This window comes from Microlunatus parietis, from assembly GCF_013407955.1.
In the GTDB taxonomy this organism is placed as follows: domain Bacteria; phylum Actinomycetota; class Actinomycetes; order Propionibacteriales; family Propionibacteriaceae; genus Microlunatus; species Microlunatus parietis.
In genome coordinates this window covers 5,373,302-5,397,679 of record NZ_JACCBU010000001.1, presented here as the reverse complement: position 1 = coordinate 5,397,679, position 24,378 = coordinate 5,373,302, and the positions used below count along the sequence as shown (strand labels likewise).

The following is a 24,378-nucleotide window of genomic DNA, read 5'->3' as shown; positions in this document are numbered from 1 at the left end:
ACCCCTCCCCTTTGCAGCTCCAGATCTACAACGATGTCTACTACGTTGTAGAACCGATGTCCAGAGCCGGCCGACCGCCGCGGAATCCAGCGCCGGAAGGAAACTCTGTACGGGTGGGATTCCTGGGCGATAAAGTACGGACTCCAGGCCCCGGACCCCGGCTCGTGAACGACTCCTTGGGGGTGTGGTGTGCCCGTGAAACCCGTCGGACGGCCGGACGGCGCCGGAAGTGTGGATCGATGACGACCCATGATCATGATGCGCTGGACGGTCAGACCGGCCTTCATCAACGGGTCATCCAGCAGCTGACCCGAGTCGCCTTCGAACTGTCGGCGGCGTCCAACCTCGCCGGCGACGGGGTCGCCGAACGCATCGAATCCGTGGTGGACGTACTGGACGAGGTGATCAAGGATCTGCGCCGAGCGACCTTCGAGGCCGCGGCCGACCGCCGTCAGACCGGCAACGGGTCGCCCGACGGCGCCGAATCCGCAACAGGCTCTGACTCACGACACTAACGGTCCTCGGCCAGGACTTCCGGGCTGAGGTGCCCGGCGGCGATCCGCTGGGCAACGTCCGTCAGGGATTCCCGGGACCGACGGGCATGATCACGCAGCACCGTGAAGGCCCGGTCCGTGGAGACTCCGAGCGCCTGAGCCGTGACGCCCTTCGCCTGCTCGATGGCGATCCGGCTGTTCAGGGCGACCTGCAACTGCGCGACCAGGCGCTCGCTCGCCTGGTTCGCCCGCTGCTGCAGGATCGTGATCGTCGTGACGTCGGCGAGGGCCTGGGCAACCTGAAGTTGATCATCGGGAAGCGGATGATCGGGAACAGCGACCAGTTTCAGCGTGCCGATGGTCCGGCCACGAAGCCGCAGCGGGAGCGCGTAGGTCGGGCCCAGCCGCAGCCGGCGCAGCGCAGCCGCGAACACCGGCCAGCGCTCAGGCTGATCGGCTGCCACGGTGGCGACGACGGGCTCGCCCGAGTGGTAGCAATCCAGGCACGGCCCGTCCTGCTGCCGCAGTTCCAGTTCCTCGAGCGACCAGGCCTGCGCCGAGGAGGCCGCCAGGACCCGGAGCACGCCCTGCTCATCGGCCAGGATCAGGGCCGCGCTCTCGGCGTCGAGCAGGTCGGTGCAGCGGGCGACCAGTTCGTCCAGGAGTTCGACGACATCGAGGTCCCTGACCAGGCTGTCGGCGAGTCTGACGAAGAGGTGCCCGAGACGTACCTCTCGCGAGACCATGGGGCAGGTTCACCTACTCGCTGACCCCTTATCCCACCGGGGCGCGGTTCAAACCGACCGGGCGTCACCAACTCGATTTGGTGATGCCGGGCAGTTCGCCCCGGTGGGCCATGGCCCGGAACCGGATCCGACTGAGGCCCGCAATCCGCAGAAAGCCTCGCGGTCGGCCGTCGACCGCGTCACGGTTGCGCAACCGGATCGGACTGCTGTCGCGCGGCAGCCGGGCCAGCTCGCGGCGTGCCCGGTCCCGCTCCGCTTCCGTGCTGGCGGAGCTTCGGATCAGAGCCTTCAGGCCGGCGCGGCGGTCTCGGTAGCGTTCGACCACCGCGGCACGCTGCCGATTCTTGATGATCTTGCTGCGTTTGGCCACCGGATCACCGGTCCTCGCGGAACTCGACGTGACGCCGGACCCGCGGATCGTACTTCCGCAGCACCAGCCGGTCCGGGTCGTTGCGCTTGTTCTTCTTCGTGACGTACGTGTAGCCGGTCCCCGCCGTCGACCTGAGCTTGATCAACGGACGCACCTCGTTGCGCCGAGCCATCGGCGACCTCCGCTTCCATTCGTTTGGATATGACAATCATATTCATTAGAGTGCGATGGACCAACTCGCTACTCAGGAGGCGACGATCATGAACGACAGCAGCCCGTACCTCTCGGTCGCGATGATCGCCGCCGTCGACCCGGTCGCGCGGCAGTCCGCGGCGGCCACGTTCCTGCTCGACCTGCCGGACGCCGCCCAGCTCAGCTACGACCTGGCCGTCGACCGGCCCGAGCCGGCGCTGCGCCGAGTGATCGCGGATCGCGACGGGACCGCCGAAGCCGAGTTCGTCGACCTTGATCACGGCTGCCTGGGCTGCACGCTGCGGCAGGACGTGCTGGCGACGCTGGCGCGGCTGACGGACATCGATCGCTGGCGTACCGTCGTGCTCGCGCTGCCCCTGGCCACGCCGCCAGAACCGGTCGCGGCGGCCGTCGACACCGCGGTCCGGGACGGCCGGCTGGTCGGGATCAGACTCGCTCCGGTGGTCGCCGCCGTCGACGGCGCGACCGCGGTCCACGACATTCTCGGCGACGACCTGCTCGACGAACGCGACCTGGCCCACGGCCCCCGGGACCGCCGGTCGGTCGGCGAGGCGGTGTGCGCTCAGGTGGAGTACGCGGACGCAGTGCTGGCCGTCGGCAACTCCGGCCGCCAGAGTGTCGGCCTCCTCCGCCGGCTGCTGTGCTCGTCGGCCTTCCTGGCCAGTCCGCACCGGATCGACGTCGCCGACCTGATCGTCCGCCGGCACGACACCGGACTGGCCCGGGCCAGAATCCATCCGCTGCAGCCCGCCGGCCGGCCGCAACCGGACGCCGACGGAGTCTGGACGCTGGTCCTGCAGTCCGGCCGACCGTTCGAACCGCAGCGGCTGATGGCGCGGCTGGAGGACCTCGGCACCGGCCTGATCCGGGCCCGCGGACACTTCTGGCTGCCCAGCCGACCCGGGGTCGCCTGCGTCTGGGACGGCTCCGGAGGCCAACTCAGCGTCGGCATCCACGGGCCGTGGGGCGACCGGATGCCGGGCACCGCGCTCACGATCACCGGCGTCGACCCGACGGAACGAGAGCGTATCCGCGACGCCTTCGCCACGATCCTGATGACCGATCGGGAACTCGGCGACCTGGACCGCTGGCGCGGCGTCGACGACGGCTTCGACCCCTGGCTCGGCACGGCGAGCTCCGCCGCCTGACCATGATCATGATCGTGACTCCCGGTAGGAGCTGACCGATGGCCGCAGACTCACCGACCGACTACCGCCGCGGGTTCGACGCCGCCGCGGCCGACTTCGACGCGCTCGGCCGGCACCTCTGGTGCCCGATCGGCCGGGCCACCGTCGCCGCGACCGGGCCGCGCCCCGGCGATCGCGTGCTGGACGCCTGCTGCGGTACGGGAGCGTCGGCTATCCCCGCTGCGCACGCCGTCGGCACGGACGGCTCCGTCGACGCGGTCGACGTCTCCCCGCCCATGATCGACATCGTCCACGCGGCCGCCCTCCCCCAGCTGCACGGCCACGTCGCCGACGTCGTCGGCTGGACCGGGCACGGCTACGACGTGGTGCAGGCCGCGCTCGGCATCTTCTTCTTCCCCGACATGGAGGCCGGCACGCGCCGGCTGATCGGGATGGCCCGGCCCGGCGGCCGGGTCGGCTTCACGATCTGGCGGCGCGGAGCGATGGAGGCACCGGGCGAGCACCTCGCTCGCGCCGTCAACACGGTCACCGGTGCTCCGGTGACGAAGCGCAAGCCGCACCTGATCGACAAGGTCAACGAGGCGGAACCGTACGCGGCCTGGCTCGAGAGCCTCGGCCTGGCCGAGGTGTCGGTGATCACCGACGACCGCCGGCTCGACCTGACCGAGGACCTGGCCTGGCTGATCATCACGGGTTCGGGCTACCGGTCGGCGATCACCGGCCTGACCGACGATCAGACCCGGTCGGTCCGGGACCGCTATCTGGCCACCCTGGCCGCCGACGGCATCACCGAGATCGACGCCACGACCTTGATCGGCAGCGGCACCGTACCCGCTCCGGAATGAGCCCGGTCAGACCCGGGAGATGAGCTGCGGGCGTTGCCGTACCAGGGTCTCGACGCAGGCCAGCCCGACCCCGAACGGCACCACGCCGTACGCGAACAGCGCCGGCCACCAATCCAGTGGCCGATCCACCAGGCCGAGGGTGGGGTCGCCGATCAGCGCGGTGACGATCAGGTACGCCAGGTGCAGGCCGGCCGAGACCCAGACGCTGCCGCTGACCGCCCGGGCGTAGCCCAGCGCGATCCCGACACAGACCGCGAATGTGGCGTCCAGCAACAGGGTGATCACCGACGGTACGCCGGTGGCCAGGCGCAGGCAGGTCAGGAAGGCGCCGTAGAGCAGGCCCTGGCGGATGATCAACCCCCAGCCGCCGTACCGCTCAGCGAGGTTGCTCAGGACCGACCCGCGAAAGATCAACTCGTACGGCAGCACCTGGCCGACCATGATCACGGCGAGCTGGACAGCCACCGGGCCGAGCCAGGCCGCCCCGTCCGGAACCCGCAGCCCGACCTGACCGGCGACGACGAGCACGATGATCACGGCACCGCTCGGGACCAGCCAGGCCAGGAAACCGAGCAGCAGGTGGCGCCAGGCCAGCCCGGGCCGGACCAGGCCGGCTTCGCGGTAGTCCCGCCGGTCGAGCACCCGGAGGGTGAGCAGGGCCAGCCCGGCGATCACCACTCCGCCGATCATCGCCGCGACCGGCCCGCCGATGATCCGGGCCGGAGTAGCCACGGCCAGCGCGCCGAGCACCGGAAGCGCGATCCGCAACGGCAGCGGCCATCGTCGAGCGGTGTCGGAATCCATGATCATCCCTCTCGGTAGCGGCGGGCCAGGGTGCCGAAGGCCACCTTGGGTACCCAGCGTTCGGGTTCGGTCTCGTCGTCTCGCGGCAGCACCCGGACGATCCCGAAGCTGGCCAGATCCAGGTCGTGAGCGGGATCCTCGGAGTACGGCATGCTCGGCTCGCTGAACGCGAACACGAAGGTGCCGTGGACACCGGCCCGGGCGAACAGGTCCAGCGACTCGGTCAGGTAGTCGGCCTGCTCCTGCTCGTTGCGGGCCAGGCCGGCCGGCACCGTCGGCGGGTCCTGGCGATGGTCGACCACCAGGAAGCCGCCGGCGCCTCGCGCCGCCGCTCCGGTGTAGCTGCAGCAACCGAACTCGGTGATCAACACCGGCTTGCCCGACCGGGTGTGCCGGGTGACGTCGGACTTGAACCGCCACCGGTTCCCGGCGTCGCGGTAGTAGTCGAGGCCGATGAAGTCGAACGGGCCCCAGTCCACCGACTCCCAATCGCCCGAGCCGTAGCTCAGCGGCCCGCCGAACCGTTCCCGGGCGAGCGCCGCAGCGCGGCGGAGAAAGCGGTTCAGCCGAAGATCGAAAACGGGCTTGAGCCAGATGAACCACGGCAGCAGGGCGCCGCGCCGGATGAAGCTGCGGCCGGGAACGAGGCCGTTCATCGACAGGCTCAGTTCGCAGCCGACGTTCAGCCCGACCTCGCCGTGGCTCCGGCGCAGCTCCTCGGCCCGCCGCGCAGCCTCGCCCAGAAAGGCCAGCACGGCGGGCGGATCGGCGTCGAACAGCCGCGGCTGCAGCCAGACCGACAGGCCGAGTTCCCGGGCGGCGCGGCCGGTCTCGACCAGCCGGTCCAGGTCGCTCGCCATGATCATGACGGCGTTGCAGCCGAGTTCCTCGGCGATCACCCGCAGGTCCCGGCGCATGTCCTCGGACCGCCAGCCCGGCCGCGACGGCATCGTGCCCTCGTAGAGCACGCCGGCGTCGTAGCCGATGCCCCGCACCGGCGGCAGCGGGTGCCCGGTCATGCTGCGCCCACCGCCCGGAGCAGGAGCGGGATCAGGCGGTCGCCGTACCGATCGAGATCGAGGCCGGGATCCCGTTGTGATTCGGTGATCGCGCCGTCGATCGCATGCACGATGGTGACGGCGGCGACCTTGACGTCCAGCGGTGCGAACGCCTTGGCCCGCCGGCCGCGCTGCAGGATGTGCTCGAGCAGTGCGGTTTCCTCGTCGCCGCCCTGCAGGTAGAGCGGGGTGCCGTCGGCGTCGCGGTGACTGATCACGATCTCGTTGGCGGCCAGGATCCGCTCCCGGTGATCACGGACGTAGCCCAACTCGGCGCGGACATAGGCGGCGAGCTTGCCGGGCCAGTCGTCCGCGGCATCGACCGCGGCGACGATCAGTTCGCCGACCTCTCCGTACACCTGCTCGACCACCTGGGCCAGCAGTTCTTCCTTGCCGTCGAAGTGGTACGAGATCACGCTCTTCGACGTCTCCGCCCGAGCCGCGATCACGCTCAGCGACGCCCCGGCATAGCCGTGCTCGTTGACCGCGATGATCGCCGCCTCGATGATCTGGGCGCGGCGAGCCGCCTCGATGAACGTACCGCTGCGTCGGCCGACCGAACCGGAATCAGACTGCATGAATTGATTCTAGGCCGATCGGCCTGATTCACCAAGAGGCCCGACCCGCAGAGCACCACAAGGTGTTACATTAATAGAGTGATCACTCTAGCAAAGGTGTCAGAGGGCCGACGACTTCCCTTCGCTCTGTTCCTGTTCGGGTTCGCCCCGGTCAGCGCCGAGTACCTGATCGGCTATGACACGATCGCCGGCGACCCGTTCGCGATGGTGTTCGGGCTGGTCGTCTTCGCGCCGCTGTACGGCGCTCCGGCGCTGCTGATCCGGGAGCTGGTTCGCCGCACCGGTCGGGGCTGGCCGTCGATCCTGGTACTCGGCGCCGCGTTCGGTCTGCTCCAGGCCGGCCTGATCGATCAGGGCCTGTTCAATCCGGCCTACCGCGACATCCCTTACTGGGAAGCGGTCCGGGCGCCCACCCTGCTGGCCCCGCTCGGCACCAGCGCGTTCATGCTGTTCCACTTCACGGCCCTGCATGCGTTCGGCAGCGTGTATGCACCGGTCGCCGTCGCCGAAGCCCTGTCCGGCCGGGCGCGGGAGCGGCCTTGGCTGCGGCTCCCCGGCCTGATCGTCATCGTCCTGAGCTGGCTCGCCGCGGCCGGCTACGTCGCCGTCGATCATGTTCTGACAGAGGGCTGGCAGCCGACGCCCGCGCAGATGATCGGGACCCTGGTTGCGGTCGTCCTGCTGTGTTGGCTGGCGTTCCGACTGCCCGCTCCGGGCACGCCGCCCGAGCCAGGGTCGCCGGCGAGCCCGCTCGGCGTCGCGCTGATCAGCCTGGTGCTGATCGCACCACGTCCGGTCCTCGCCGCGCTCAGCCCCGTCCATCCGATGTGGAACTCGTGGCCGCCCACGCTGTTCGCCGTCGCCACCACGGTGCTCTGGCTGGTGATCATGGTGCGGTGGTCCGGCTCGCCCGGATGGTCACCGGTCCACCAGCTCGCCGCGGCCGCCGGCTACCTGTTCGCCGTCGCCGGCACCGCCTTCCTGGTCACCCCGTTGGGCGAGGTCGATCTCGCGGCGAAGTACGGCAGCAACCTCACCCTCCTGCTCCTGGTCGCGGTGCTGACCGGGACCGGTTGGTCGATCCAGCACCGAATGCTGCGGCAAGATCAGGGGGCGCCGAAGCCCGTGATCACGCCGCAGTAGGTCAGCACGAAGGCGGTGCACGGCACCAGAAAGGTCGCCGCCACGATCGTGATCGCGCCGAAGCCGGGCCGGTGCCGCAGCAGCACCCGGTAGGTGACCAGCAGGATCGGCGCCATGATCAAGTGCAGCGGCAGCAGGGAGGAGTCGAGGACCGTGCCGGTGGCCGCCAGGACGGCCGCGACCACGGCGCTGCCGGCCCACAACGCGAAGCCCAGCTCGAACGTCGCCCGCTCCCCGAGCGCGACCGCGGTCGTTCGCGCCCCCGCGGCACGGTCGGCCTGCCGATCGACCAGGGTGGTCGGCAGGTAGAGCGCGGCGACCGCGAGCGAGCCGATCAGCGCCATCGGCCACGGGAAGCCGGTGATCGTTCCGGTCAGGGCGACCCAGCCGCCGAGCGGCCCGAGGACGGCGACGGCGAACGCGTTGAGCGCGACGTCGACGCCGGGCCGGGCCTTGAGCCGCAGCGGCGGCGTGCTGTACGCCCAGCCGAGCAGGACGGTCAGGCCCACGCCGAGGGTGAACAGCCCGCCGAGCGGGATCGAGGCCAGCACGGCCACCGCACCCGAGACGATCCCGATCGCGATCGCCTGGCGCCGGTCGAGGACGCCGGTGACCAGCGGCGCGCCGGCTTTCCGCGGATTGCGCCGGTCGGTCCCCTGATCATGGGCATCGTTGATCGCCAAGACGGCCAGCCAGATCAGCGGACCGGCGATCAGCCCGGCGTACGCCAGCGTCGCCGCCTCGGCCCCGGTCGGCACCAGTCGCCTCGTCGCCAGCACGAAACCCAGGTGCAGGGCGACCAGCGAGACGAGCCAGAACTGCGGCCGCGCCATGGCGAGCAGGGCGGCCGCCCGGTGCCGGACGCCGATCGCCGAAGCACCACTCAGCGGTCGCCGCGTCGCCTCCGGCGTCTCCGATCCGATGATCACCACGGTCCCTCCTGGCCAGGTCCGGCCGGCGCTCTGCCGGCCCAGGACTCGATCACACCAGGCTTCCGCACCCGGGCCATCCCCCGGCCGGGTGATCTTCAGCGGCCGGGTCAGCCGGGGCGGTGATCATGATCACGGCCGACGCTCGTCGGCTCCCTTCCGGGCCAGGTGGATCGGGTACGAGCGCTCGGCGTTGTCCTTGGTGACGCCGATGACGATCCCCATCGACTGCTCCAGCGCGCTGAACTGGCCCTCCGGCGCGCCGACGACGAGCTGGAAGCCCAGCCGCCGCCAGGCGTCGACGCCGCGGGCCGCGTGCCGCACGTCGGCCTTGATGAACGCCTCGTCCAGCACCACCGGCATGAACCGCGGCCGGTCCCGTTCCTCGTCGCCGAGGTGGTAGCGCAGGGCGGCGCCGACGATGAACGCGGTCAGGGTCTGCGTCTCGCCGCCGGACTTGCCGCGGAGGTAGTCGTACCCGGCACCGCGGATCCCGTCGCCGTCGACCTCGCTGGCGGTGACCTTCAGATGCTTGCGGACGTCGAGCAGCAGGTTGCGCTCGCGCTCGTCGCCGCCGGGCCGGATCCGGTCGACCGTCGACCGGATCGCCTCGAACTTGGCCTCGATCTCGTCCAGCCCCATCCGCGGGTCCATCGAACCGCTGGCCAGGGTGCGCAGCGTGTTCTTGAACGACACCACGACACCGGGCGTCCGGGCCGAGCTGTTGATGTCGAGCGTCGTGTCGTTGCCGAACGGGATCTCGGCCAGGATCCGCTTGATCGGGCGCAGCCGCTCCTCGATCTCGTGGTGGGTCCGGTCGTACGCGTTGTGCAGCGTCATCAGGTCCTCGCCGCCCCACTCGATCACCTGGCGCGCCCAATCCTGCCGCTGCTCGCTCAGGCCCTGCTCGCGCAGGTCGGTGAGGATCGCGTGGTAGTCATCGTACGAAGCCAGGCCGGTCCCCCGGTTCGGGTCGTACCACTCGTTCTGGAACGCGGCGAACGCGCTGGTCAGCCCGGTCGCGGCGGTCTCCAGCCGGCTCTGGGCCAGGCTCTGGCTGTTGGCCAGCTCGCGCGGCAGATGCCCCAGCTGCTTGCCGCGCAGGTCGACGTACTCGTCGAACGTCTCCAGCGTCCCGTCCCAGGTGCTGTTGGCCAGCGCCTTGTCCAGCAGCACCCGCTGGTCATCGGTGAGCATGATCGACTCGTCGTCCTGCATCGCCCACAGGTGCTCCCGGAGCAGGTCGGCGCCCTCGGTCAGGTCGCCGCGCCTTCGTTCACAGCCGGCCGCGAGTTGTTCTTGTTCCCAGGAGAGTTTCTGGGCCTGCTCCCGTTCGGTCTCCAATTCCGCCAGGTGTTCACTGAGCGCCTGCAGCTTGTCTTTCGAGGAAAGCAGTTCGGCCTTGGAATTGTTGTAATCCTCGATCTGCTGACGGGCACCGGCCACGTCGATCTCGGACCATGAGGTGTGGCCGATGTGTTCGCAACCGGTGCGTCGCCGGACCAGGCGTTCCCGGTCGCTCTCCACCGCGTCGAGATAGGTCTCGAGTTCCGCGATCTCCGGTTCGAGCCGTTCGATCTCCGCGCGCAGTTCGGCCCGGCGGGCGTCGTTGGAGAAGCCGATCGTGCGCCGGCCGTGGCCGCCATGAGCCCCGCGGCCGCGCCGCTGCGTCTGTCCGCCGCGGGTGACCCGGGGTTGATCACCGTCGCCGAGCCGGTCGGCGTGATCGACGCACTCGTGGACGAACTCGCGGTTGAGGTGCTGCCGCAGCCAGCCCTCGAACGGGCTGCCCGGCTTCACCTGCAGCCGGCCGGCGAGCGTCGTTTCGCTTGCTGGGGCAGGGATGTCGAGCCCACTGGCGACACCGCGGTACTCGATCCGCAGCGGACTGCGCAGCCCGTCGATCGCCTTCCGCAGCGTGTTCCGGTGCCGCTCATCGACCAGGATCGTGTTCGCGAAGCCGCCGAGCACGGCGTCGGCCGCGACCCGCCAGTCGGCGTCGTACGCCTCGGCCAGGTCGATCAGTTCGCCGACGAACGGAAGGTCCTCGACGGCGAGCCCGGCGGCGTGCGCGAATTCGACCCGGATCCGGTGCCGTTCCGGGTGAATGTTGCCGTCCCGCTTGCCGAGTTCGGCCTCCTCTTTCCGAGCCGCCTCGCACTGACTCTTCAGTTCGCCGTGCCGCAGCGTCGTCTTCCGTACGTCCTGCCGGAGCCGTCGTTCCTCGTCGGCGTAATTCGCGAGGAATTCGCGGGCGTGACTCTGGGCAGCGGCGAATTCCTCCTCGGTCCGGGGCGCCTGAATTCCGAGTTCCCGGGTCGCCCTTTCGTACGCGTTCCGGGAATTCTCGATCTGACCCAGCCGCAATTGCAGGCGTTCCAGGGTCGCGTCCAACGCCTCGATCTCGGCGCCGCCGAGGTCGGCCCATTGGCGCCGCTTCTCCTTGACCTGGGCGGTCAGCTCCTTGACCCGGTCGTCCCAGCGGCCCTTCGCCGTCTTGGCGGCCAGCTCGGCGGCGGCGGCGGTGGCGATCGCCGCCTCGAACAACTCGTCCTTGCGGGTCTCGGCCCAGAGCACGAACGGCGACGCGTCGGGGTCCCGCAGCTTGAGCGTGTCGACCCGCTCGATCTCGTCCTGGGCGTCCCGGAGTGCGGCATGGTGCTCCTCGATGTCGGCCAGGATCCGGGCCTGCTTCTCCTTGTCCCGCATCTCGCGGTGCATCTCGTCGAGGTGGTCGAAGGAGCCGATCACCGCGTCGGCGACCGCGAACGTGCTCGGCCGTTCCAGCACCAGCTGCTTGAACAGCGCGTCGACGCTGGTCACCGCGGAGCCGGCGTGCAGGTCGTAGAGCAGCCGGAGCGCCTTCGCGCCACCCTCCTGATGCGAGCCGATGTTGAGCTGCCGCTGCGCGTGGTCGGCGTAGTCGCCGGGCGACAGCATCCGCAGCCCGGGCAGGCCGCGCTCCATCAGGTCCTTGCGGAACCCCTTCACGGCCAGCGGTTCGAACAGTTCGACGATGTGGTGCTCCCGCAGCCCGCCGGTGTAGGTCGCGAACCGGGCCTGCAGGTCGCCCATCCGGGCCGCCTCGCGGGGCGCGTAGAACAGCCGGAGCAGGGTGAATCGGGCCCCGGTCGTCGACGCGAACACCATGGCGATGCAGGACCAGGTGTCGGCGTTCTCGCCGCGCAGCACGAGCGGCTTCATCGAGCCGTCCGGCTGCTCGGTGTGGTCGTAGACACCGCGGACGTACGTCAGCGGCGACCGGATGCCCTCGCCGCGGGTCTTCGCTCCGGTCTCGTTCGAGGCCGAGTTGAGCGGCTTGTTCGGGTGCATCAGACACGTGTACGCGTCCAGGATGGTCGACTTGCCGGCGCCGGTGGCACCGGAGATCAAGGTCGATTCCGGATCCAGGTCGACTTTGTGCACGCCGTCGAAGCCGCCCCAGTTGCAGAGCAGGAACGCCTCCGCGCGCCACTGCTGGTTCCGGTCGTCGACCGGGCTGAGCAGCGCCGACTGCGCCGGCTCGTCCATGATCACGTCCGGCGTGATCGTCTCGGACTGGGTCATCGGACCTCCTCGCTGTTCGGCTCGTCGGCGTCGTCGCTGTCGTCGCCGTCGTCGCCGGGATCGACGCGCTGCTCCGGCGGACTGTCGACCGTCAACGCCTCGGTGAACGCCTGCAGCTGCTCGACGGTCAGCAGGGTCTCGATCACCGGTGAGATCCGGAGCCGGTCCGGATCCTCCGTCACCTGCAGAAAACGATCTTCGGTCAGCCGCTCGATCGCGCGGACGGCGACGGCGTCGGCCCGGACCTGGTCCTTGGTGTCGGCCGGCCGGATGTACTGCAGCGTCTCCAGCAGTTCCGCTCGCTCGACGTACGCGCCCTCCTCGCCGTCCCGCTTCGCCCGGTGATGAGCGTCCCGGATCCGCAGCAGGACAGCGATCTCGTCGCGGGTGTAGCTGCGGTTGATCAACAACGTCGGGAACGCGCGGCCGAGCTCCTGCCCGGCCTGCCGCTTGTACGCGACCTCGTTCACCGGGTCGATCACCAGTTCGAGGAACATGTCGTTCAGCCGGGACCGCAGCTCGTCTTGATCTTCGACGATCGCCTGGTACTCCCGCTGATGCCGGTAGGCCGCGACGTGGGTGCGCTTCAGCAGTAGCACCAGCGCCCGCCGGGTGATCAGCCGCAGGGTGCCGGTGTCGCCGTCGAAGTAGACCCGGTCGTCGCCGGCGTCGTCGATCTCAAGATCATCGAGGTCACCCTCGATCACGGTTTCATGATCATCCGCAGACTCGAGCTGGGTGTCAGTCATCGGAGGCCGTACTCCCCTTCCTCATCAGCGGACCCGCCCGGTTCATCGAACCTGCACCGTGTCGACGAACGTCAGGGCGGGCCCCAGGTACGTCACCGTCGACCCGTCGGGCCGTACCGCGTGGTATTCCTCGACCGGCAGCCCGGGACGCAGGGCGCCCAGCTCGGTCGCCAGTGTGAGCAGGCCGAGCAGGTCCACCGGCCGCCGCAGCTGATCGGGCAGCCCGTTGAACAGGGCCGCCGAGGCGGCGATCCGGCCGCGCACGGTGGCCCGGCGGATCTCGGCCGCCAGCTCCTCGTAGAACGGCCCGCCCTTGGCCCGCAACTCGTCGGCCGAGAAGTCGCCCGGGGCCGTACCGTCGGCATCTGACAGCGGCTTCAACGAGGTCGGGATCCGTTGCTGGCGGGGCTTCTCACGCAGGGTGGCGATCCCCGCGACGCCGACCTCGCCGACGGCGATCACCTGGCCGTCCGGATCCTCGCCCTGCTCCGCGTGGTGGCCGACCGGCAGCGGCACCGTCGCCCGCGGCCCGTGCTCGGCGGACCATTCGCGCAGTGCCGCCTGCACCGCGCGCAGGGCGTCGTCGAGTTCGCGTTCCCGCTGGGTGTCGTTGGACAGGATGAACGAGGTGAGCCGGCGGGTCATGGCGCGCCGCTGCTCGATCACGGCCGACACGCTGTCGCCGATCATGTGCACGGTGCCGCGCAGGTCGGCCTGCGCCCGCGGCGACAGGTAGGTGTCCGCGAACGGGTGGGACAGGATCGTGGCGATGTGCTCCTGCAGCTGCTGCCGTTCCGCCGAGTCGGTGAGCAGCCGCTTGGCCTGCTGGAAGCCGCGGCCGTACCGGTCGGCCTGAGCCAGGTTCCGCGCCTTCGCCAGATACTCGGCGACCACCTCGCCGTGCGGCCGGGTCTCGGAGAAGAACGCGCTGAGCAACTCCTGCGCCAGTTCGTGGAACGACTCCTCGACCCGCTTCAGGTCGCTGGGCAGCCGGTCGATGTCATCCCGCAGCAGCAGGAACTCGTTGTGCACGTCCTCGTCGTCGGTGAGGTCGACCGGTCCGCCGGCCTCCAGCCGCTCCAGCTCCGCGCGGTGGCGGCCGAGCTCGTGCTCCAGCCGGGCGATCTCCCCGCGCAGGCTGTGCATTCGCGCCGTCGGGTCCGAGGTCGCCTTCAGCGCCAGCCGCTGGGCCCGGTCCAGCACGACCCGTACCTGCGACTCACTGACCGCGGCCCGGGTGTTGGTCATCGACTGGACGATCCGGATCGCCTCGCGCGCCTCGGCCGACATCCGGTAGACCTCGCCGCCGCCCGCATCCGTGTGCCGGAGCAGCCAGCCCTTCTCCACCCAGGCCTTGCACGCGGACCGGACCGCCTTCGGGTCGTCGCGCGGCACCGGGAAGTCGTCGACCTGCTCCCGCAGCGTGTCGAAGGTCCGGCTGACCCGGTGGTGGAACTCCTCCGACGGCATCTGGTGCTGTCCCCGGTCCAGCACCGTGGCGAGCGTCGCCAGGATGATCGGCGCCCACTTCTCCTGGCGCAGCAGCAGCCAGGTGGCGTTGCCCATCGCCTCCTGGGCCTCGAGCATGCTCGAGACCGGATCGGTCATGACTCTTCCTCCCGTTCGGATCCGCAGTATGACGCAGCCTCAGCCGCGTTCGCGGGTCGGCCTCGGCGCCGGATAGCTGCGCACGACCTGGCTGGGGCGGAAACCGAGCCGCCGGTAGAGATGCACCGGAGTGTCGCCGACCTCGGCCGCGAGAGTGACGTCGCCGCAGCCCTGGTCGCGCAGCAGGCCGACGGCGCCGTGCACCAGCGCGCTCGCCAACCCCGTGCGCCGGTGCCGCGACTGGACGAAGACGTCCTCGATCACTCCCCGTCCTTCCGGGGTACGCCAGCAGCAGAGGAACCCGGCCAGTTCGCCGTCCTGCTCGACGCCGAGGTACATCGCGTGCTGCTCGAGCCGGCGGCGGTGAGCGACGATCGCGTCGGTCGCTTCCTGGGGCCGTGCGGTGTCGCCGTGCCGGGCGTCCTCCTCGAGGTGGTCCAGCCGGAACAGCGCTCCGCGCGCCGACCAGTTCGGATCGAGTTCGGCGGCCCGCTGCACCTCGACCGGCCGGGCCGACCCGGCCGGCGGTGTTCCGGCCGGCAGCACCAGCCGGTACTCCTGTTCCAGCTCCCAGCCGCGCAGCAACAACTCCGCCTCGACCCAGGCCGGTGTGTCCGGCTCGACGACGACCCGGGCGTTCTCCCCGGGCTGCCAGTCGGCCAGGTCGCGGTCCAGGTCGGCCACGGTGGTCGGCCGGAGGTCGTACAGATAATTGGCCAGGCCCAGCGCCGGGGCGACGGAGCTCCGGACCGCGGTCGCCGTCCCGAGCCGGGTGGCTTCACTGCCGAGTCCCCAGAAGCGGGTGACGTCGTCCACGGGCGCGCGCACGGCGCCACTCTAAGAGGAAAGTTCGGTGGCCCGCCGACGCCCCGAGAGCGGAGCAGCGACTCGGTTTCGAAGATCGGTGGGGTGAGATAGACTCCAACCACTACGACCGGTTCCGCCTACTTCGGTAGGTCCAGGGCCGGTCTTCGCTTTATCTGCGGGGGCACGGGTGTCGACCGACGTCAAGGAATTCAAGTCGTACGAGGCGCTGGCCGACGTGCTCGCCGATCGTGGCATGGATATCGGGCACCGGGAAGACGCAGTCGCTCGACTCCGGGACATCAGCTACTACCGGCTCAGCGGCTACTGGTACCCGTTCCGCCGGCAGACGCGCAACGGTCGCAGCGACGCCTTCTACAAGGGCACCACCCTGGCCGACGTGATGAAGCTCTATCAATTCGACGCGATCCTGCGTACCGCGACGTTCGACGCGCTCGGTCCGGTCGAACTGCGGCTCCGTACGTCCCTGGGTCACGAACTGGGCAGCGTTGACGAGTGTGTGCACCTGCGGCCAGGTCTGCTGGGCCCTCGCGCTCGAGCTCGAAACGGCGCCGACTACACCAGATGGCTTCAAACCTACGAGAACGAGCGATCCAGGTCACGGGAGGACTTCGTCGCTCACCACGACCGGAAGTACGGCGGCCGGCTGCCGGTCTGGGTTGCTGTCGAAATCCTCGATTGGGGAAGCCTCATGTACCTGTTCGGATTCTCACCACGAGACGTCCAGGACACGGTCGCCGCGGAGTTCGCACTATCGGCGCCACAACTGGAGTCATGGCTGCGCTGCCTGAACTTCGTCCGGAACGTGTGCGCGCACCACGGACGGCTGTTCAATCGCGTGCATCCGCTTCAGCCACGTCTGCCAGTCCGGGGTCTTATACCGGCGATCGACGAGGCTCGCGGCGTGATGAACCGTACCTACGGGCAGCTCTGCCTTCTGCAACACATGTTGTCCCGAACTGGATCCGGGCGATCGAGGGTTCTCGCGTCGGCCCTTCGCTCGTTTCCAACCGACGTGCCCACAGTGCCGCTCTCCCACACCGGAACGCCCGCCGACTGGCAATCTTCTCCGCTCTGGAAGACCTGACCACGATCCGACTCGCCGACCGGCCCCTTCTGATCATCCGGACCTGGCGTACGGTCTCCCTCACCGGATCGTGGGAGGACGAGATGGCGGAGGATGCCGGACGGAACGGCGCGGCGCGCTGGGTCGGCGTGACGATCGACTGCCTCGACGTGGAGCGGGTCGCGGGCTTCTGGAGCAAGCTGCTCGACCGGTCGCCCGGGCCGAGTCGGCCCGGCTGGGTCTATCTCGGGCACCCCGAGGATGCGCTGCCCCGGCTCGTCTTCCAGCCGGTCACGGAGCCGAAGCAGGGCAAGGTCCGGTTGCATCTCGACGTGGCCGTCGACAACATCGACCGCGGCATCGCGACGGTGGTCGAGCTGGGCGGCCGGTGCACCGGCGAGCGGTACGACTACGCCGAGGGCGTGGTCGTGGTGATGGCCGATCCGGAGGGACACGAGTTCTGTCTGGTCCAGTACGGCCGGCAGCAGGACGGCTGAATTTCGTCGGCCGCGACCCGCCGTGGATTCGGCCCGGCGGTTGGTCGCCAACGCGGCACCTCGGTATCGTCGCCGGTGCGCACGACCTCAGGGGCAACCACGCTCCTGACGTGAACAGGGGGCCAACCGCCATGCAGATCGCCGTCACCGGATCGATCGCGACCGATCACCTGATGCAGTTCCCGGGTCGCTTCACCGACAGTCTCGTCGACGGCAAGTTGGAGAAGGTGTCGTTGTCCTTCCTGGCCGACCAGCTCGACATCCACCGCGGCGGCGTCGCGGCGAACATCTGCTTCACCCTCGGCCGGCTCGGGATGACGCCGATCCTGGTCGGCGCTGTCGGGGCCGACTTCGACACCGACTACCGGCCCTGGCTGGAGCAGCACGGCGTGGACACCAAGTCGGTCTACGTCTCGAGCACCCACCACACGGCACGGTTCGTCTGCACGACGGACCAGGCGCAGAACCAGATCGCGACGTTCTACGCCGGCGCGATGATGGAGGCCGGCCGGATCGAGCTGAAGCCGATCGCGGACCGGGTGGGCCGGCTCGACCTGGTGGTGATCGCGCCGAACGACCCGGCCGCGATGCTCTCGCACACCGACGAGTGCCGGGCGAACGGATACCCCTTCGCGGCCGACGTGTCGCAGCAGCTGGCCCTGATGGAGGGCGACGGGATCCGCAGCCTGGTGGCGGACGCCGCGTACCTCTTCACCAATCAGTACGAGTCCGAGCTGCTGATGCAGAAGACCGGCTGGACGAAGGCGGAGATCCTCTCCCGGGTGGGCCGCTGGGTGATCACCCGGGCCGCCGACGGGGTGACGATCGAGTCCGCGACCGAGCCGACGCTGACCGTTCCCGCGGTGCCGGTCACGCAGGTGGCCGACCCGACGGGCGGCGGCGACGCGTTCCGGGCCGGGTTCCTGTGGAGCCTGCACCGCGGGTTCGGTCTGGAACGGGCCGCGCAGGTCGGCTGCGGCACCGCCGCGCTGGTGCTGGAGGCCATCGGCCCGCAGGAGTACGCGCTGGTGCCGGACGCGTTCGCCGCTCGGATCGGTCAGGCGTACGGCGAGCAGGCCGCGCAGGACATCCGGGCCAACCTCGGCGCGCCCGCCACTCCGTCCGCGGTCCCCGCCGCCGGCTGAGCCGGGCGGCCGTCAGCCCGTCTGATCGAGGGCCGCGCGGGCGGCGTCGACCAGGCTGCGGACCGCCGAGTCGGGTGAGCTGAAGACCCGCGGCTCGGCCGAGGCCAGCGCACCCGCCATCGAGGCCTGGGCGAGCACGACCACGGCGTCGCCGGCCAGTTCCGCCGCCACCGCTTCCCGGATCAGCCGGTCGTGCCCGGCCTGGTCGCCGCGCTCCCTGCGGGCCACCGCATCCTCGATCACCCGGGACCGGACCGCGACCGCACCGGCGGCCGCCGCCTCGACCAGCCGGGTGGTCGGGCCCAGCGTGGACGCCAGGGTGGCCAGCACCGTGATGCCGCAGCCGCGGCGCTCGGCCTCGGCCGTGGCGGCCCGCGCCATCGCCGTGTCCACCCGGACCACCGGGACCGGAGCCGTCGCCGCGATCTCCTCGGTCGCCTCGCCGATCGACGAGCAGGTGATCAACACCGCCGTCGCGCCCCGCCGGGCCAGCGCCTCGACGTGATCGGCGATCCGCTCGACGACCAGCGGGGTCACCCCGTCGGCGATCGCGGTGTCCAGCAGCCAGGCGTCACAGACGTGCACCCGCTGCGCACCGCGCAGCCGTTCGTCGTCGGCGATCCGGCCGGCCACCAGCGCGTCGAACACCGGCGGATGCATCGCCCCGGTGTGCAGCAGCCCCAGCACCACCTCGCTCATCGCGCGTCCCAGGGCGTGGCCAACTCGTCCACGATGGTGATCAACTTCCGCAGCCGCGGCACCGAGACCTGTTGCAGCGCGTCGGCCAGGTCGGCCCGCCCGACCACGTCGGCCCAGAGCGCCCGACCGGCCAGGAAGCCGCTCGCGCCGGCCCGGCAGGCGGCGGCGACCGCGTCGGCGAAGTCGGCGGCCGCGACTCCCTGGGACAGCACGACCCAGGGGCCGGTGATGCAGTCGTCCAGGGCGGCGCAGGCCCGGTCAAGATCATCGCCGCCGGCCTTGCCGAACAGCGGGACCTGGACCTTGTACAGGCTCTGCCCGACGACGCTCAGCTCCCGGGCGGCGGTCCGGATCGCCTGCTCCCGGTCGAACTCGGCCTCCTGCCCGCGGGCCGGCTGGACCACCGGCTCCAGCACCGACAGCAGCCCGCGTTCCGCTGCGGCGGCAGTGAACCGGCGGGCCAGTTCGACCCGGTCGGTACGGCGCTCGTCGTCGCGCCAGATCAGCAGCAGCTTGATCGCGCTGACCCCGGTCAGGTCGAAGTCGTCGGCCAGCACGACCGGGTCGAGGTCGGTGTCGTCGACCGGCCCGCCCGGTTGTTGATCAAGGGCGTCGGCGGCCAGGATCAGGCCGGTGCTGTCGGGCAGCAGCCGCTCGTCGCGGACCCGGTCGAAGCCGTACGTGTGATCGATCAGGAAGCCGGAGGCCAGCGGGCCGAGCGCCCGGGCGACGGCGAGCTTGAACTCGATCAGGTCCGCCGGGCCGGCCTGGACGCCGGCTGTCGCGAACATGGTGGTCAGGCTGTCGCGCTGATCCATGGCGACCATCGCCAGGGCGCCGCTCGGGCGGGCGATCGCGGTCAGGGACGGGGGCCTGCTCGAGTCGGGCATACGGAGATCCTGGGCAGGTCAGGCCCGGGATGCAAGCACGATCCCAGCCAGCGACATCACGCTTGATCAGGATCGTCGGGATACTCGGGCTGCCGGAGCCGGGGCGGCTCGTTGTCGTCGTTCGGCAGGGCGTCCGGGGTGTCCGGCACCGCGTCCGCCCCTCCGTACGAGGTCTCGGCGGTCGAGTAGCCGGACGGGCCCTCCGACGGCTGTCCCGACGACGGCGTGCGGCGCTGATCGTTCACGCTGCTCCGCGTACCCAGCTCGGCCCCGCGTCACACCGAACCGGCCCGAACACTTCGGCGGATTGCCCGCCGACCGACCGGGTACCAGGTGGATCCGGGCACGCGACACGAGCCGGATCGGGGGTGCAGCCGTACCCATGGACACGTCGACCCAGCCGCGGAGCGCCGGAGTCCCCGGGCTCCTCGGCGCCGCCCGTCATGCCTGGCTCCGCCATCCCGGGTGGTCTCTCGCGGCGAAGGGCGCCGTGGCGGCGACCCTGGCCTGGTTCGCCGGCACCCTCGCGCCCGCCCCGCTCTCGCAGTACCCGTATTACGCCCCGCTCGGTGCCGTCGTCGCCGCGACCGGCACCGTGGTGCGCTCGATCCGGCACTCGGTCCAGTCGGTGGCGGCGGTCCTGGCCGGCGCCTTCATCGCCCGTGCCGTGGACCTGCTGCCGGTACCGGACGTCGTCAAGCTGGCCCTGGTCGTCGGGCTGGCCCTGCTCTGTGTCGGCGCGCGGGTGTTCGGCGACCAGGGTCCGTGGGTGGCGATGGCGGCCGTCTTCGTCCTGATCATCGGCGACGGCAACCCGCACGAGTACGTCGCCGCCTACGCGGGCCTGATCCTCGTCGGGGCGTCGATCGGGATCGGGATCAACCTGCTGTTCCCGCCGCTGCCGCTGACCCCGTCGGAGCGGGCGCTGGACCGGCTCCGGGACGGGCTGGTCGAGCAACTGGAGGCGCTGGCCGACTGGCTCGAGAACGAGGGACCGCTGGAGCCCGAGGAGTGGGAGCGACGGCGCCGCCGGCTGATCCCGGTGATCGAGAGCGCCCGGGCGGCGGTCGCGCGCAGCCGGGAGGCGTCCCGGGCGAATCGGCGCCTGCAGCGGAACCGAGACCGGGTGGCGGCCCAGGTCCGGCGGTCCGCCGCACTGCAGACGGCCGCCGAGGCCGTCGACGAGATCGTACGGCTGCTGGTGGACTGGGAATCGAGCGGACGCGACGACCTCGCGCTGGGCCGGCGGCTGCGGCCGGCGTTCGCGGCCACCCTGCGCCACCTCGCCGCCGCCCTGCACTCCGCGGACGCCCCGTCCGTCGCCCGGTTGGACCGCTCCCTGCACGAGTTGCGCGACGTCGTGCGCGACACCCAGCGGTCCTCCGAGCAAGATCATTTCGTCGCGGGCGCGTTGATCGTCACGCTGAAACGCGCGGCCGACGCTCTTGATCAATGACGCCGGCCGACCCGGAACTCAGCTGCCGCCGAACACGGGCCGAGCGGGAGAGACGTCCTCGTCGTCGACGACACCGGTGTTCTGGCAGGCGGCGAGCCGCCAGGCTCCGTCCTCCTTGGTCATCACCCACAACGGCGATCCGACATCGTTCCCGTCCGCCGTCCGGTAGACCTGCCGGAGTTTGACGGCGACGACGTCCGGCGGGAGGTACAGCACGTGCTCCAGCTCGAAGCTCTGGCTCATCCCGCGCATGCCGCCGGGCAGCACCTTGCGGGTGAACTCGGCGATGGCGTCCAGCCCGAACAGTCGCCGGCCGCCGCCGGTGGTCCAGATCGCGTCGGGCCGGAACAGGGCGAGGAACGGTTCCGGCAGCTCGTTGTTCTGGGCGTGTTCGACGGTGGCGATCACGTCCTTGATCGCGGCGAGGTCGGCGGATCGAGTCGCCGGGTCGATCATCGTGTCGGTCATGATCATGATCATGCTTCTTCAAGGACACTTGAAGTCAAGCGACCGACGTCCCCGGCAGAGCCCCGCGTCGCACCGCCGCACGGTGCTCGCTGGGCCGAATCCCGCGGACCCGGCGGAACGCGACGCTCAGCGCGTCGGCATCGGAGTAGCCGACCTGCCGGGCGATCGTGTCGAGGGTGTCATCGCTGTGTTCCAGCAGGTCGGCGGCGAGGCAGGTCCGCCAACAGGTCAGGTACGTCATCGGCGGTTCGCCGACGAGCGCGGTGAACCGCTGGGCGAAGCCGGCCCGGGACACGGCGACCTCGCGGGCCAGCCCGGCCACCGTCCAGGCCCGCGCGGGTTCGGCATGGATCAACTGGAGTGCCTCGCCGACGACCGGATCGTGCTGCGCGTGGTACCAACGCGGCGCGCCCTCGTCCGGCCGGTCCAGCCAGCTGCGCAGGGTGGTGATCAACAACAGGCCGAGCAGTTGGTCCAGCACCGCCTGGCGGCCCGGGCGCTCGGTCGCCAGCTCCTCGACCACCATCGCCACCGGATGCCGCGCCGCCTCCGACCGTACAGTGATCAGGTCGGGCAGGCCCTCCAGGACCCGGTCGCACAGGCTGCCCTCGGCCGTGAACGTGCCGATCAGCAGCGGTGCCCCGGTCACCGTCGCCCGGCGTCCGTACAGCAGGGCCAGGGTCCCGGGCGGGATCGGCGTCGCGGGCTCCGCCGGCCCGGCCTCGAGGGTCGCCTCGCCGTCCAGCGGTGTGATCAGGGTCAGCGGCCCCTCGTCACCGACCGACAGCGGCGCCGACTCCGCCCGGACGAACCGCGCCTCGCGCGGGCAGAGGTCGCGGAGCAGCCTGGACAAGGTATCCATGGTCGGAGCTTAGACGATCAGTCGGCATATCAAGAGTCTGAACGGTTCTACGTCCAGTCCTGAGCTGGTTGCCTGGCTGTCATGACAGCACCTTCGGAAGAACACAGACGGGGTACGGCTCCGTACCCCCTGCTGCGTGACGGCGCGGCCGAGATCATCGGCGACATCGGGTACGCGACGATGACGACCGTCGACCGACGCGGCCGGCCCCGGTCCCGCGTGCTGATCGCCGTCTGGGAGCTGGACCGGGAGGTTCCGGTCGGCTGGCTGGGCACCTTTCCGACCCCGGTCAAGCTGGCGCATCTGGCGGACAACCCGCACGCGACGTTCTCCTACTGGAGTCCACGGCAGGACACCGTCGCCCTGGACACGGTGACCCGCTGGGACGACAGCCAGGCCACGGCCGAACGCGTCTGGGAGCTCTACGGCCGCGGCAGCCCGCCGGGCTCCGGCTACGACCCGGGCCGGTTCTGGCGGGGCCCGGACGATCCGTCGTTCCGCGTCCTGCGCCTCGATCCGTGGCGGATCCAGGTGCTTCGCGGCCGCGACCTGGCCGCCGGACGACCGCCGCTGATCTGGCGCGCCACCCCGGACCGGGCCGGGGCCGACCGATGAGCGACCCGTCGCCGGCCGAGACCTGGCAACGCCTCACCGAAGGCGACGTGACCGACAGCCCGGACCGGTCGGTCGCCGAGCACGTACACCGCTATCTGGCCACCGGCGGAGCCGACGGGTTCCGGGAGGGCGGGATGCCGAACCTGATCCTGACCACGATCGGACGCGTGACGGGCCGGCTCCATCGCACCGCCGTGTTCTTCGGCACCGACGGCGACGACTACGTCCTGGTCGCCTCCGGCTCAGCCCTCTCGGAACGCCAGCCGAACTGGTTCCGCAACCTGCGCGAGCATCCGGACGTGCTGGTCCAGGTGCGGGACCGCCGCTTCCTGGCCCGCGCCCGGACGACGTCCGGCCCCGAACGGGACCGGCTCTGGCGCCACATGACCACCCAGTTCCCCGCCTATCGCACCCACTACGAAGCCCGAATCCGACGGCAGATCCCGGTCGTCGTCCTCGAACCCCGCTGGAGCCCGACATGAATTCCGGTACGACCCGTACGCTCACCGACCGAACCGCCGTCGTCACCGGCGGCACCCACGGCATGGGCCTGGCCATCGTCCGCGCCCTGGCCGACCGCGGCGCCACCGTGATCACCACCGGCCGCAACCCGGCCACCGTCGAGCAGGCCGCCGCCGAACTCGGCCCGTCCGTGCAGGTGGTCCGCTCCGATGCGGCGGACCTGGCGGCCATCGATGCACTCCGCGACACGGTGTCCGCTGCCCTCGGCCGGATCGACTTCCTGTTCCTCAACCACGGGATCGCCGAGATCCAGCCCTTGGAGCAGGTCACCGAGCAATCCTGGGACCGGCAGTTCGCGGTGAACACGAAGGGATCCTTCTTCACCGTCCAGCGACTCGCGCCGCTGATCCGCGACGGCGGCTCGATCGTGCTCACCACCGTGGCCAACGATGCGATCTTTCCGGGCCTGAGCGCCTATTCGGCCTCGAAGGAGGGTGTGACCGCGTTCGCGCAGGTGCTCGCGGCCGAGTTGGCGCCGCGCCGGGTCCGGGTCAACACACTGGCGCCGGGCTACATCCTCACGCCGACGATGGGCGTCCCCGGCCTGACCGCGGCCGAACGCGCCGCCTTCGTCGAGCAGGGCGACCAGGCCACGCCGCTCGGCCGGCCCGGCACCGTCGAGGAGATCGCGGCGGCCGCCCTGTTCCTCGCGGTCGACGCCACCTTCACCACCGGGGTCGAACTGGCCGTCGACGGCGGCTTCGCCCAGGGGCTCGGCTGACCCGGGACGGGCCTCCCGCGGCCTCGCCGTCGAGATCTCTCCGAAATTCGATGAGATCAATGGTTCCCAACCGGGGTCGCGATCCACTACGGTCTGTGGTGGTTGCCGGAGGGGGCGAACCCCCGAGCGTTCTCTCCGGCAACCGCTACCGGTCTGCGGCGCCGTCAAGATCATCTGGACCGACCCGACGCCGGGTACGGATGCAGAAAGATCTGGTAGCAGCGGATTCGAACTCAGGCCCCGATCAATGCGATGATGGGGCCCGCCGACCGCGCTGAGCCCGGGTGATGTCTCGGTCAGGTTCGTCCACGATGTGGCGATCGGGCGTGGCGGGTGGTGGGCCATCGTCATCTCGGTGAT

The 24,378-nt window shown here is 70.5% G+C and carries 27 protein-coding genes; 11 read left to right on the top strand and 16 right to left on the bottom strand.

Features of this window, described 5'->3' with window-relative positions:
* Positions 1 to 239 precede the first annotated feature (239 nt).
* Complete coding sequence (locus BKA15_RS26000; protein WP_179755818.1) at positions 240 to 515, top strand: hypothetical protein; 276 nt, start codon at positions 240 to 242, stop codon at positions 513 to 515.
* Here BKA15_RS26000 and BKA15_RS25995 read toward each other — a convergent pair.
* The 3 genes from BKA15_RS25995 to rpmG all read right to left on the bottom strand — a co-directional run bounded on the left by BKA15_RS25995 (position 512) and on the right by rpmG (position 1,782).
* Positions 512 to 1,240, bottom strand: coding sequence for a GAF and ANTAR domain-containing protein (locus BKA15_RS25995; RefSeq protein ID WP_179755815.1), 729 nt, complete (start codon positions 1,238 to 1,240; stop codon positions 512 to 514). The genes BKA15_RS26000 and BKA15_RS25995 overlap by 4 nt on opposite strands.
* 64 nt (positions 1,241 to 1,304) lie before the next feature.
* Positions 1,305 to 1,610 carry a 30S ribosomal protein S14 gene (gene rpsN / locus BKA15_RS25990; RefSeq protein WP_179755812.1) on the bottom strand — a complete coding sequence of 102 codons (306 nt, stop codon included), beginning with the start codon at positions 1,608 to 1,610 and terminating at the stop codon, positions 1,305 to 1,307.
* Positions 1,611 to 1,614: 4 nt separating this feature from the next.
* On the bottom strand, positions 1,615 to 1,782 hold the full coding sequence (gene rpmG / locus BKA15_RS25985; RefSeq protein ID WP_179755808.1) for a 50S ribosomal protein L33: 168 nt from the start codon (positions 1,780 to 1,782) through the stop codon (positions 1,615 to 1,617).
* A 55-nt stretch (positions 1,783 to 1,837) separates the two neighbouring features.
* On the opposite strand from rpmG, the gene BKA15_RS25980 reads away from it, so the two are divergent.
* Complete coding sequence (locus tag BKA15_RS25980) at positions 1,838 to 2,971, top strand: CobW family GTP-binding protein (protein ID WP_179755805.1); 1,134 nt, start codon at positions 1,838 to 1,840, stop codon at positions 2,969 to 2,971.
* Between the two features lie 38 nt (positions 2,972 to 3,009).
* A complete protein-coding gene (locus BKA15_RS25975; protein ID WP_179755801.1) occupies positions 3,010 to 3,816 on the top strand; it encodes a class I SAM-dependent methyltransferase in 807 nt (268 codons plus the stop codon).
* Between the two features lie 6 nt (positions 3,817 to 3,822).
* Here the strand turns inward: BKA15_RS25975 and BKA15_RS25970 are convergent, their stop codons facing one another.
* The 3 genes from BKA15_RS25970 to BKA15_RS25960 are packed head-to-tail and all read right to left on the bottom strand — an operon-like array spanning position 3,823 to position 6,256.
* The gene (locus tag BKA15_RS25970) at positions 3,823 to 4,620 is read right to left on the bottom strand and encodes a CPBP family intramembrane glutamic endopeptidase (RefSeq protein ID WP_179755799.1); all 798 of its coding nucleotides are present in this window, start codon (positions 4,618 to 4,620) and stop codon (positions 3,823 to 3,825) included.
* A 2-nt stretch (positions 4,621 to 4,622) separates the two neighbouring features.
* Positions 4,623 to 5,639, bottom strand: a complete 1,017-nt coding sequence (locus tag BKA15_RS25965; protein WP_179755796.1) for a glycoside hydrolase family 113 protein — start codon at positions 5,637 to 5,639, stop codon at positions 4,623 to 4,625.
* A complete protein-coding gene (locus BKA15_RS25960; protein WP_179755793.1) occupies positions 5,636 to 6,256 on the bottom strand; it encodes a TetR/AcrR family transcriptional regulator in 621 nt (206 codons plus the stop codon). The genes BKA15_RS25965 and BKA15_RS25960 overlap by 4 nt, the downstream gene beginning before the upstream one ends.
* 78 nt (positions 6,257 to 6,334) lie before the next feature.
* Between BKA15_RS25960 and BKA15_RS25955 the strand changes: the two genes are divergently transcribed.
* Complete coding sequence (locus BKA15_RS25955) at positions 6,335 to 7,399, top strand: AF_0692 family protein (RefSeq protein WP_179755790.1); 1,065 nt, start codon at positions 6,335 to 6,337, stop codon at positions 7,397 to 7,399.
* Here the strand turns inward: BKA15_RS25955 and BKA15_RS25950 are convergent.
* The 5 genes from BKA15_RS25950 to BKA15_RS36575 all read right to left on the bottom strand — a co-directional run bounded on the left by BKA15_RS25950 (position 7,363) and on the right by BKA15_RS36575 (position 15,080).
* Positions 7,363 to 8,328, bottom strand: coding sequence for a prenyltransferase (locus tag BKA15_RS25950; protein ID WP_179755787.1), 966 nt, complete (start codon positions 8,326 to 8,328; stop codon positions 7,363 to 7,365). The genes BKA15_RS25955 and BKA15_RS25950 overlap by 37 nt on opposite strands.
* Positions 8,329 to 8,460: 132 nt before the next feature.
* Positions 8,461 to 11,895, bottom strand: a complete 3,435-nt coding sequence (locus BKA15_RS25945) for an ATP-binding protein (protein WP_179755785.1) — start codon at positions 11,893 to 11,895, stop codon at positions 8,461 to 8,463.
* On the bottom strand, positions 11,892 to 12,644 hold the full coding sequence (locus BKA15_RS25940; RefSeq protein ID WP_179755782.1) for a DUF4194 domain-containing protein: 753 nt from the start codon (positions 12,642 to 12,644) through the stop codon (positions 11,892 to 11,894). The genes BKA15_RS25945 and BKA15_RS25940 overlap by 4 nt, the downstream gene beginning before the upstream one ends.
* A 42-nt stretch (positions 12,645 to 12,686) precedes the next feature.
* Positions 12,687 to 14,252, bottom strand: coding sequence for a DUF3375 family protein (locus BKA15_RS25935; protein ID WP_179755779.1), 1,566 nt, complete (start codon positions 14,250 to 14,252; stop codon positions 12,687 to 12,689).
* Between the two features lie 39 nt (positions 14,253 to 14,291).
* Positions 14,292 to 15,080: a GNAT family N-acetyltransferase gene (locus BKA15_RS36575; protein ID WP_179755776.1), complete on the bottom strand. Its 789-nt coding sequence runs from the start codon at positions 15,078 to 15,080 to the stop codon at positions 14,292 to 14,294.
* A 166-nt stretch (positions 15,081 to 15,246) separates the two neighbouring features.
* Between BKA15_RS36575 and BKA15_RS25925 the strand changes: the two genes are divergently transcribed.
* From BKA15_RS25925 to BKA15_RS25915, 3 genes are all read left to right on the top strand, one after another.
* The gene (locus BKA15_RS25925; protein WP_218871570.1) at positions 15,247 to 16,164 is read left to right on the top strand and encodes an Abi family protein; all 918 of its coding nucleotides are present in this window, start codon (positions 15,247 to 15,249) and stop codon (positions 16,162 to 16,164) included.
* 83 nt (positions 16,165 to 16,247) lie between these two features.
* A complete protein-coding gene (locus tag BKA15_RS25920; RefSeq protein ID WP_179755774.1) occupies positions 16,248 to 16,640 on the top strand; it encodes a VOC family protein in 393 nt (130 codons plus the stop codon).
* 110 nt (positions 16,641 to 16,750) lie between these two features.
* Entirely contained in the window at positions 16,751 to 17,785 is a 1,035-nt protein-coding gene (locus BKA15_RS25915) for a carbohydrate kinase family protein (RefSeq protein WP_312879343.1), read from the top strand.
* A 12-nt stretch (positions 17,786 to 17,797) separates the two neighbouring features.
* On the opposite strand, the gene BKA15_RS25910 is transcribed toward BKA15_RS25915, so the two are convergent.
* The 3 genes from BKA15_RS25910 to BKA15_RS25900 are packed head-to-tail and all read right to left on the bottom strand — an operon-like array spanning position 17,798 to position 19,619.
* Complete coding sequence (locus BKA15_RS25910) at positions 17,798 to 18,484, bottom strand: aspartate/glutamate racemase family protein (protein WP_179755771.1); 687 nt, start codon at positions 18,482 to 18,484, stop codon at positions 17,798 to 17,800.
* Positions 18,481 to 19,374, bottom strand: a complete 894-nt coding sequence (locus BKA15_RS25905) for a hypothetical protein (RefSeq protein WP_179755769.1) — start codon at positions 19,372 to 19,374, stop codon at positions 18,481 to 18,483. Before BKA15_RS25905 ends, BKA15_RS25910 begins: the two co-directional genes overlap by 4 nt.
* A 56-nt stretch (positions 19,375 to 19,430) precedes the next feature.
* A complete protein-coding gene (locus BKA15_RS25900) occupies positions 19,431 to 19,619 on the bottom strand; it encodes a hypothetical protein (RefSeq protein WP_179755767.1) in 189 nt (62 codons plus the stop codon).
* Between the two features lie 137 nt (positions 19,620 to 19,756).
* On the opposite strand from BKA15_RS25900, the gene BKA15_RS25895 reads away from it, so the two are divergent.
* The gene (locus BKA15_RS25895) at positions 19,757 to 20,830 is read left to right on the top strand and encodes an aromatic acid exporter family protein (RefSeq protein WP_179755765.1); all 1,074 of its coding nucleotides are present in this window, start codon (positions 19,757 to 19,759) and stop codon (positions 20,828 to 20,830) included.
* Positions 20,831 to 20,848: 18 nt separating this feature from the next.
* Here BKA15_RS25895 and BKA15_RS25890 read toward each other — a convergent pair whose 3' ends face one another.
* Together BKA15_RS25890 and BKA15_RS25885 are read right to left on the bottom strand one after the other, a co-directional pair.
* The gene (locus BKA15_RS25890; RefSeq protein ID WP_218871569.1) at positions 20,849 to 21,304 is read right to left on the bottom strand and encodes an SgcJ/EcaC family oxidoreductase; all 456 of its coding nucleotides are present in this window, start codon (positions 21,302 to 21,304) and stop codon (positions 20,849 to 20,851) included.
* A gap of 28 nt (positions 21,305 to 21,332) precedes the next feature.
* Entirely contained in the window at positions 21,333 to 22,160 is an 828-nt protein-coding gene (locus BKA15_RS25885; RefSeq protein WP_179755759.1) for an AraC family transcriptional regulator, read from the bottom strand.
* Between the two features lie 81 nt (positions 22,161 to 22,241).
* Between BKA15_RS25885 and BKA15_RS25880 the strand changes: the two genes are divergently transcribed.
* Genes BKA15_RS25880 through BKA15_RS25870 form a run of 3 tightly spaced genes read left to right on the top strand, consistent with a single transcriptional unit; the run spans position 22,242 to position 24,018 of the window.
* A complete protein-coding gene (locus tag BKA15_RS25880; RefSeq protein WP_179755756.1) occupies positions 22,242 to 22,775 on the top strand; it encodes a pyridoxamine 5'-phosphate oxidase family protein in 534 nt (177 codons plus the stop codon).
* Positions 22,772 to 23,257 (top strand): nitroreductase/quinone reductase family protein, encoded by a 486-nt coding sequence (locus tag BKA15_RS25875; RefSeq protein WP_179755753.1) that lies wholly within the window; start codon positions 22,772 to 22,774, stop codon positions 23,255 to 23,257. Before BKA15_RS25880 ends, BKA15_RS25875 begins: the two co-directional genes overlap by 4 nt.
* On the top strand, positions 23,254 to 24,018 hold the full coding sequence (locus BKA15_RS25870) for an SDR family oxidoreductase (protein ID WP_179755750.1): 765 nt from the start codon (positions 23,254 to 23,256) through the stop codon (positions 24,016 to 24,018). Before BKA15_RS25875 ends, BKA15_RS25870 begins: the two co-directional genes overlap by 4 nt.
* Positions 24,019 to 24,378: the final 360 nt, after the last annotated feature.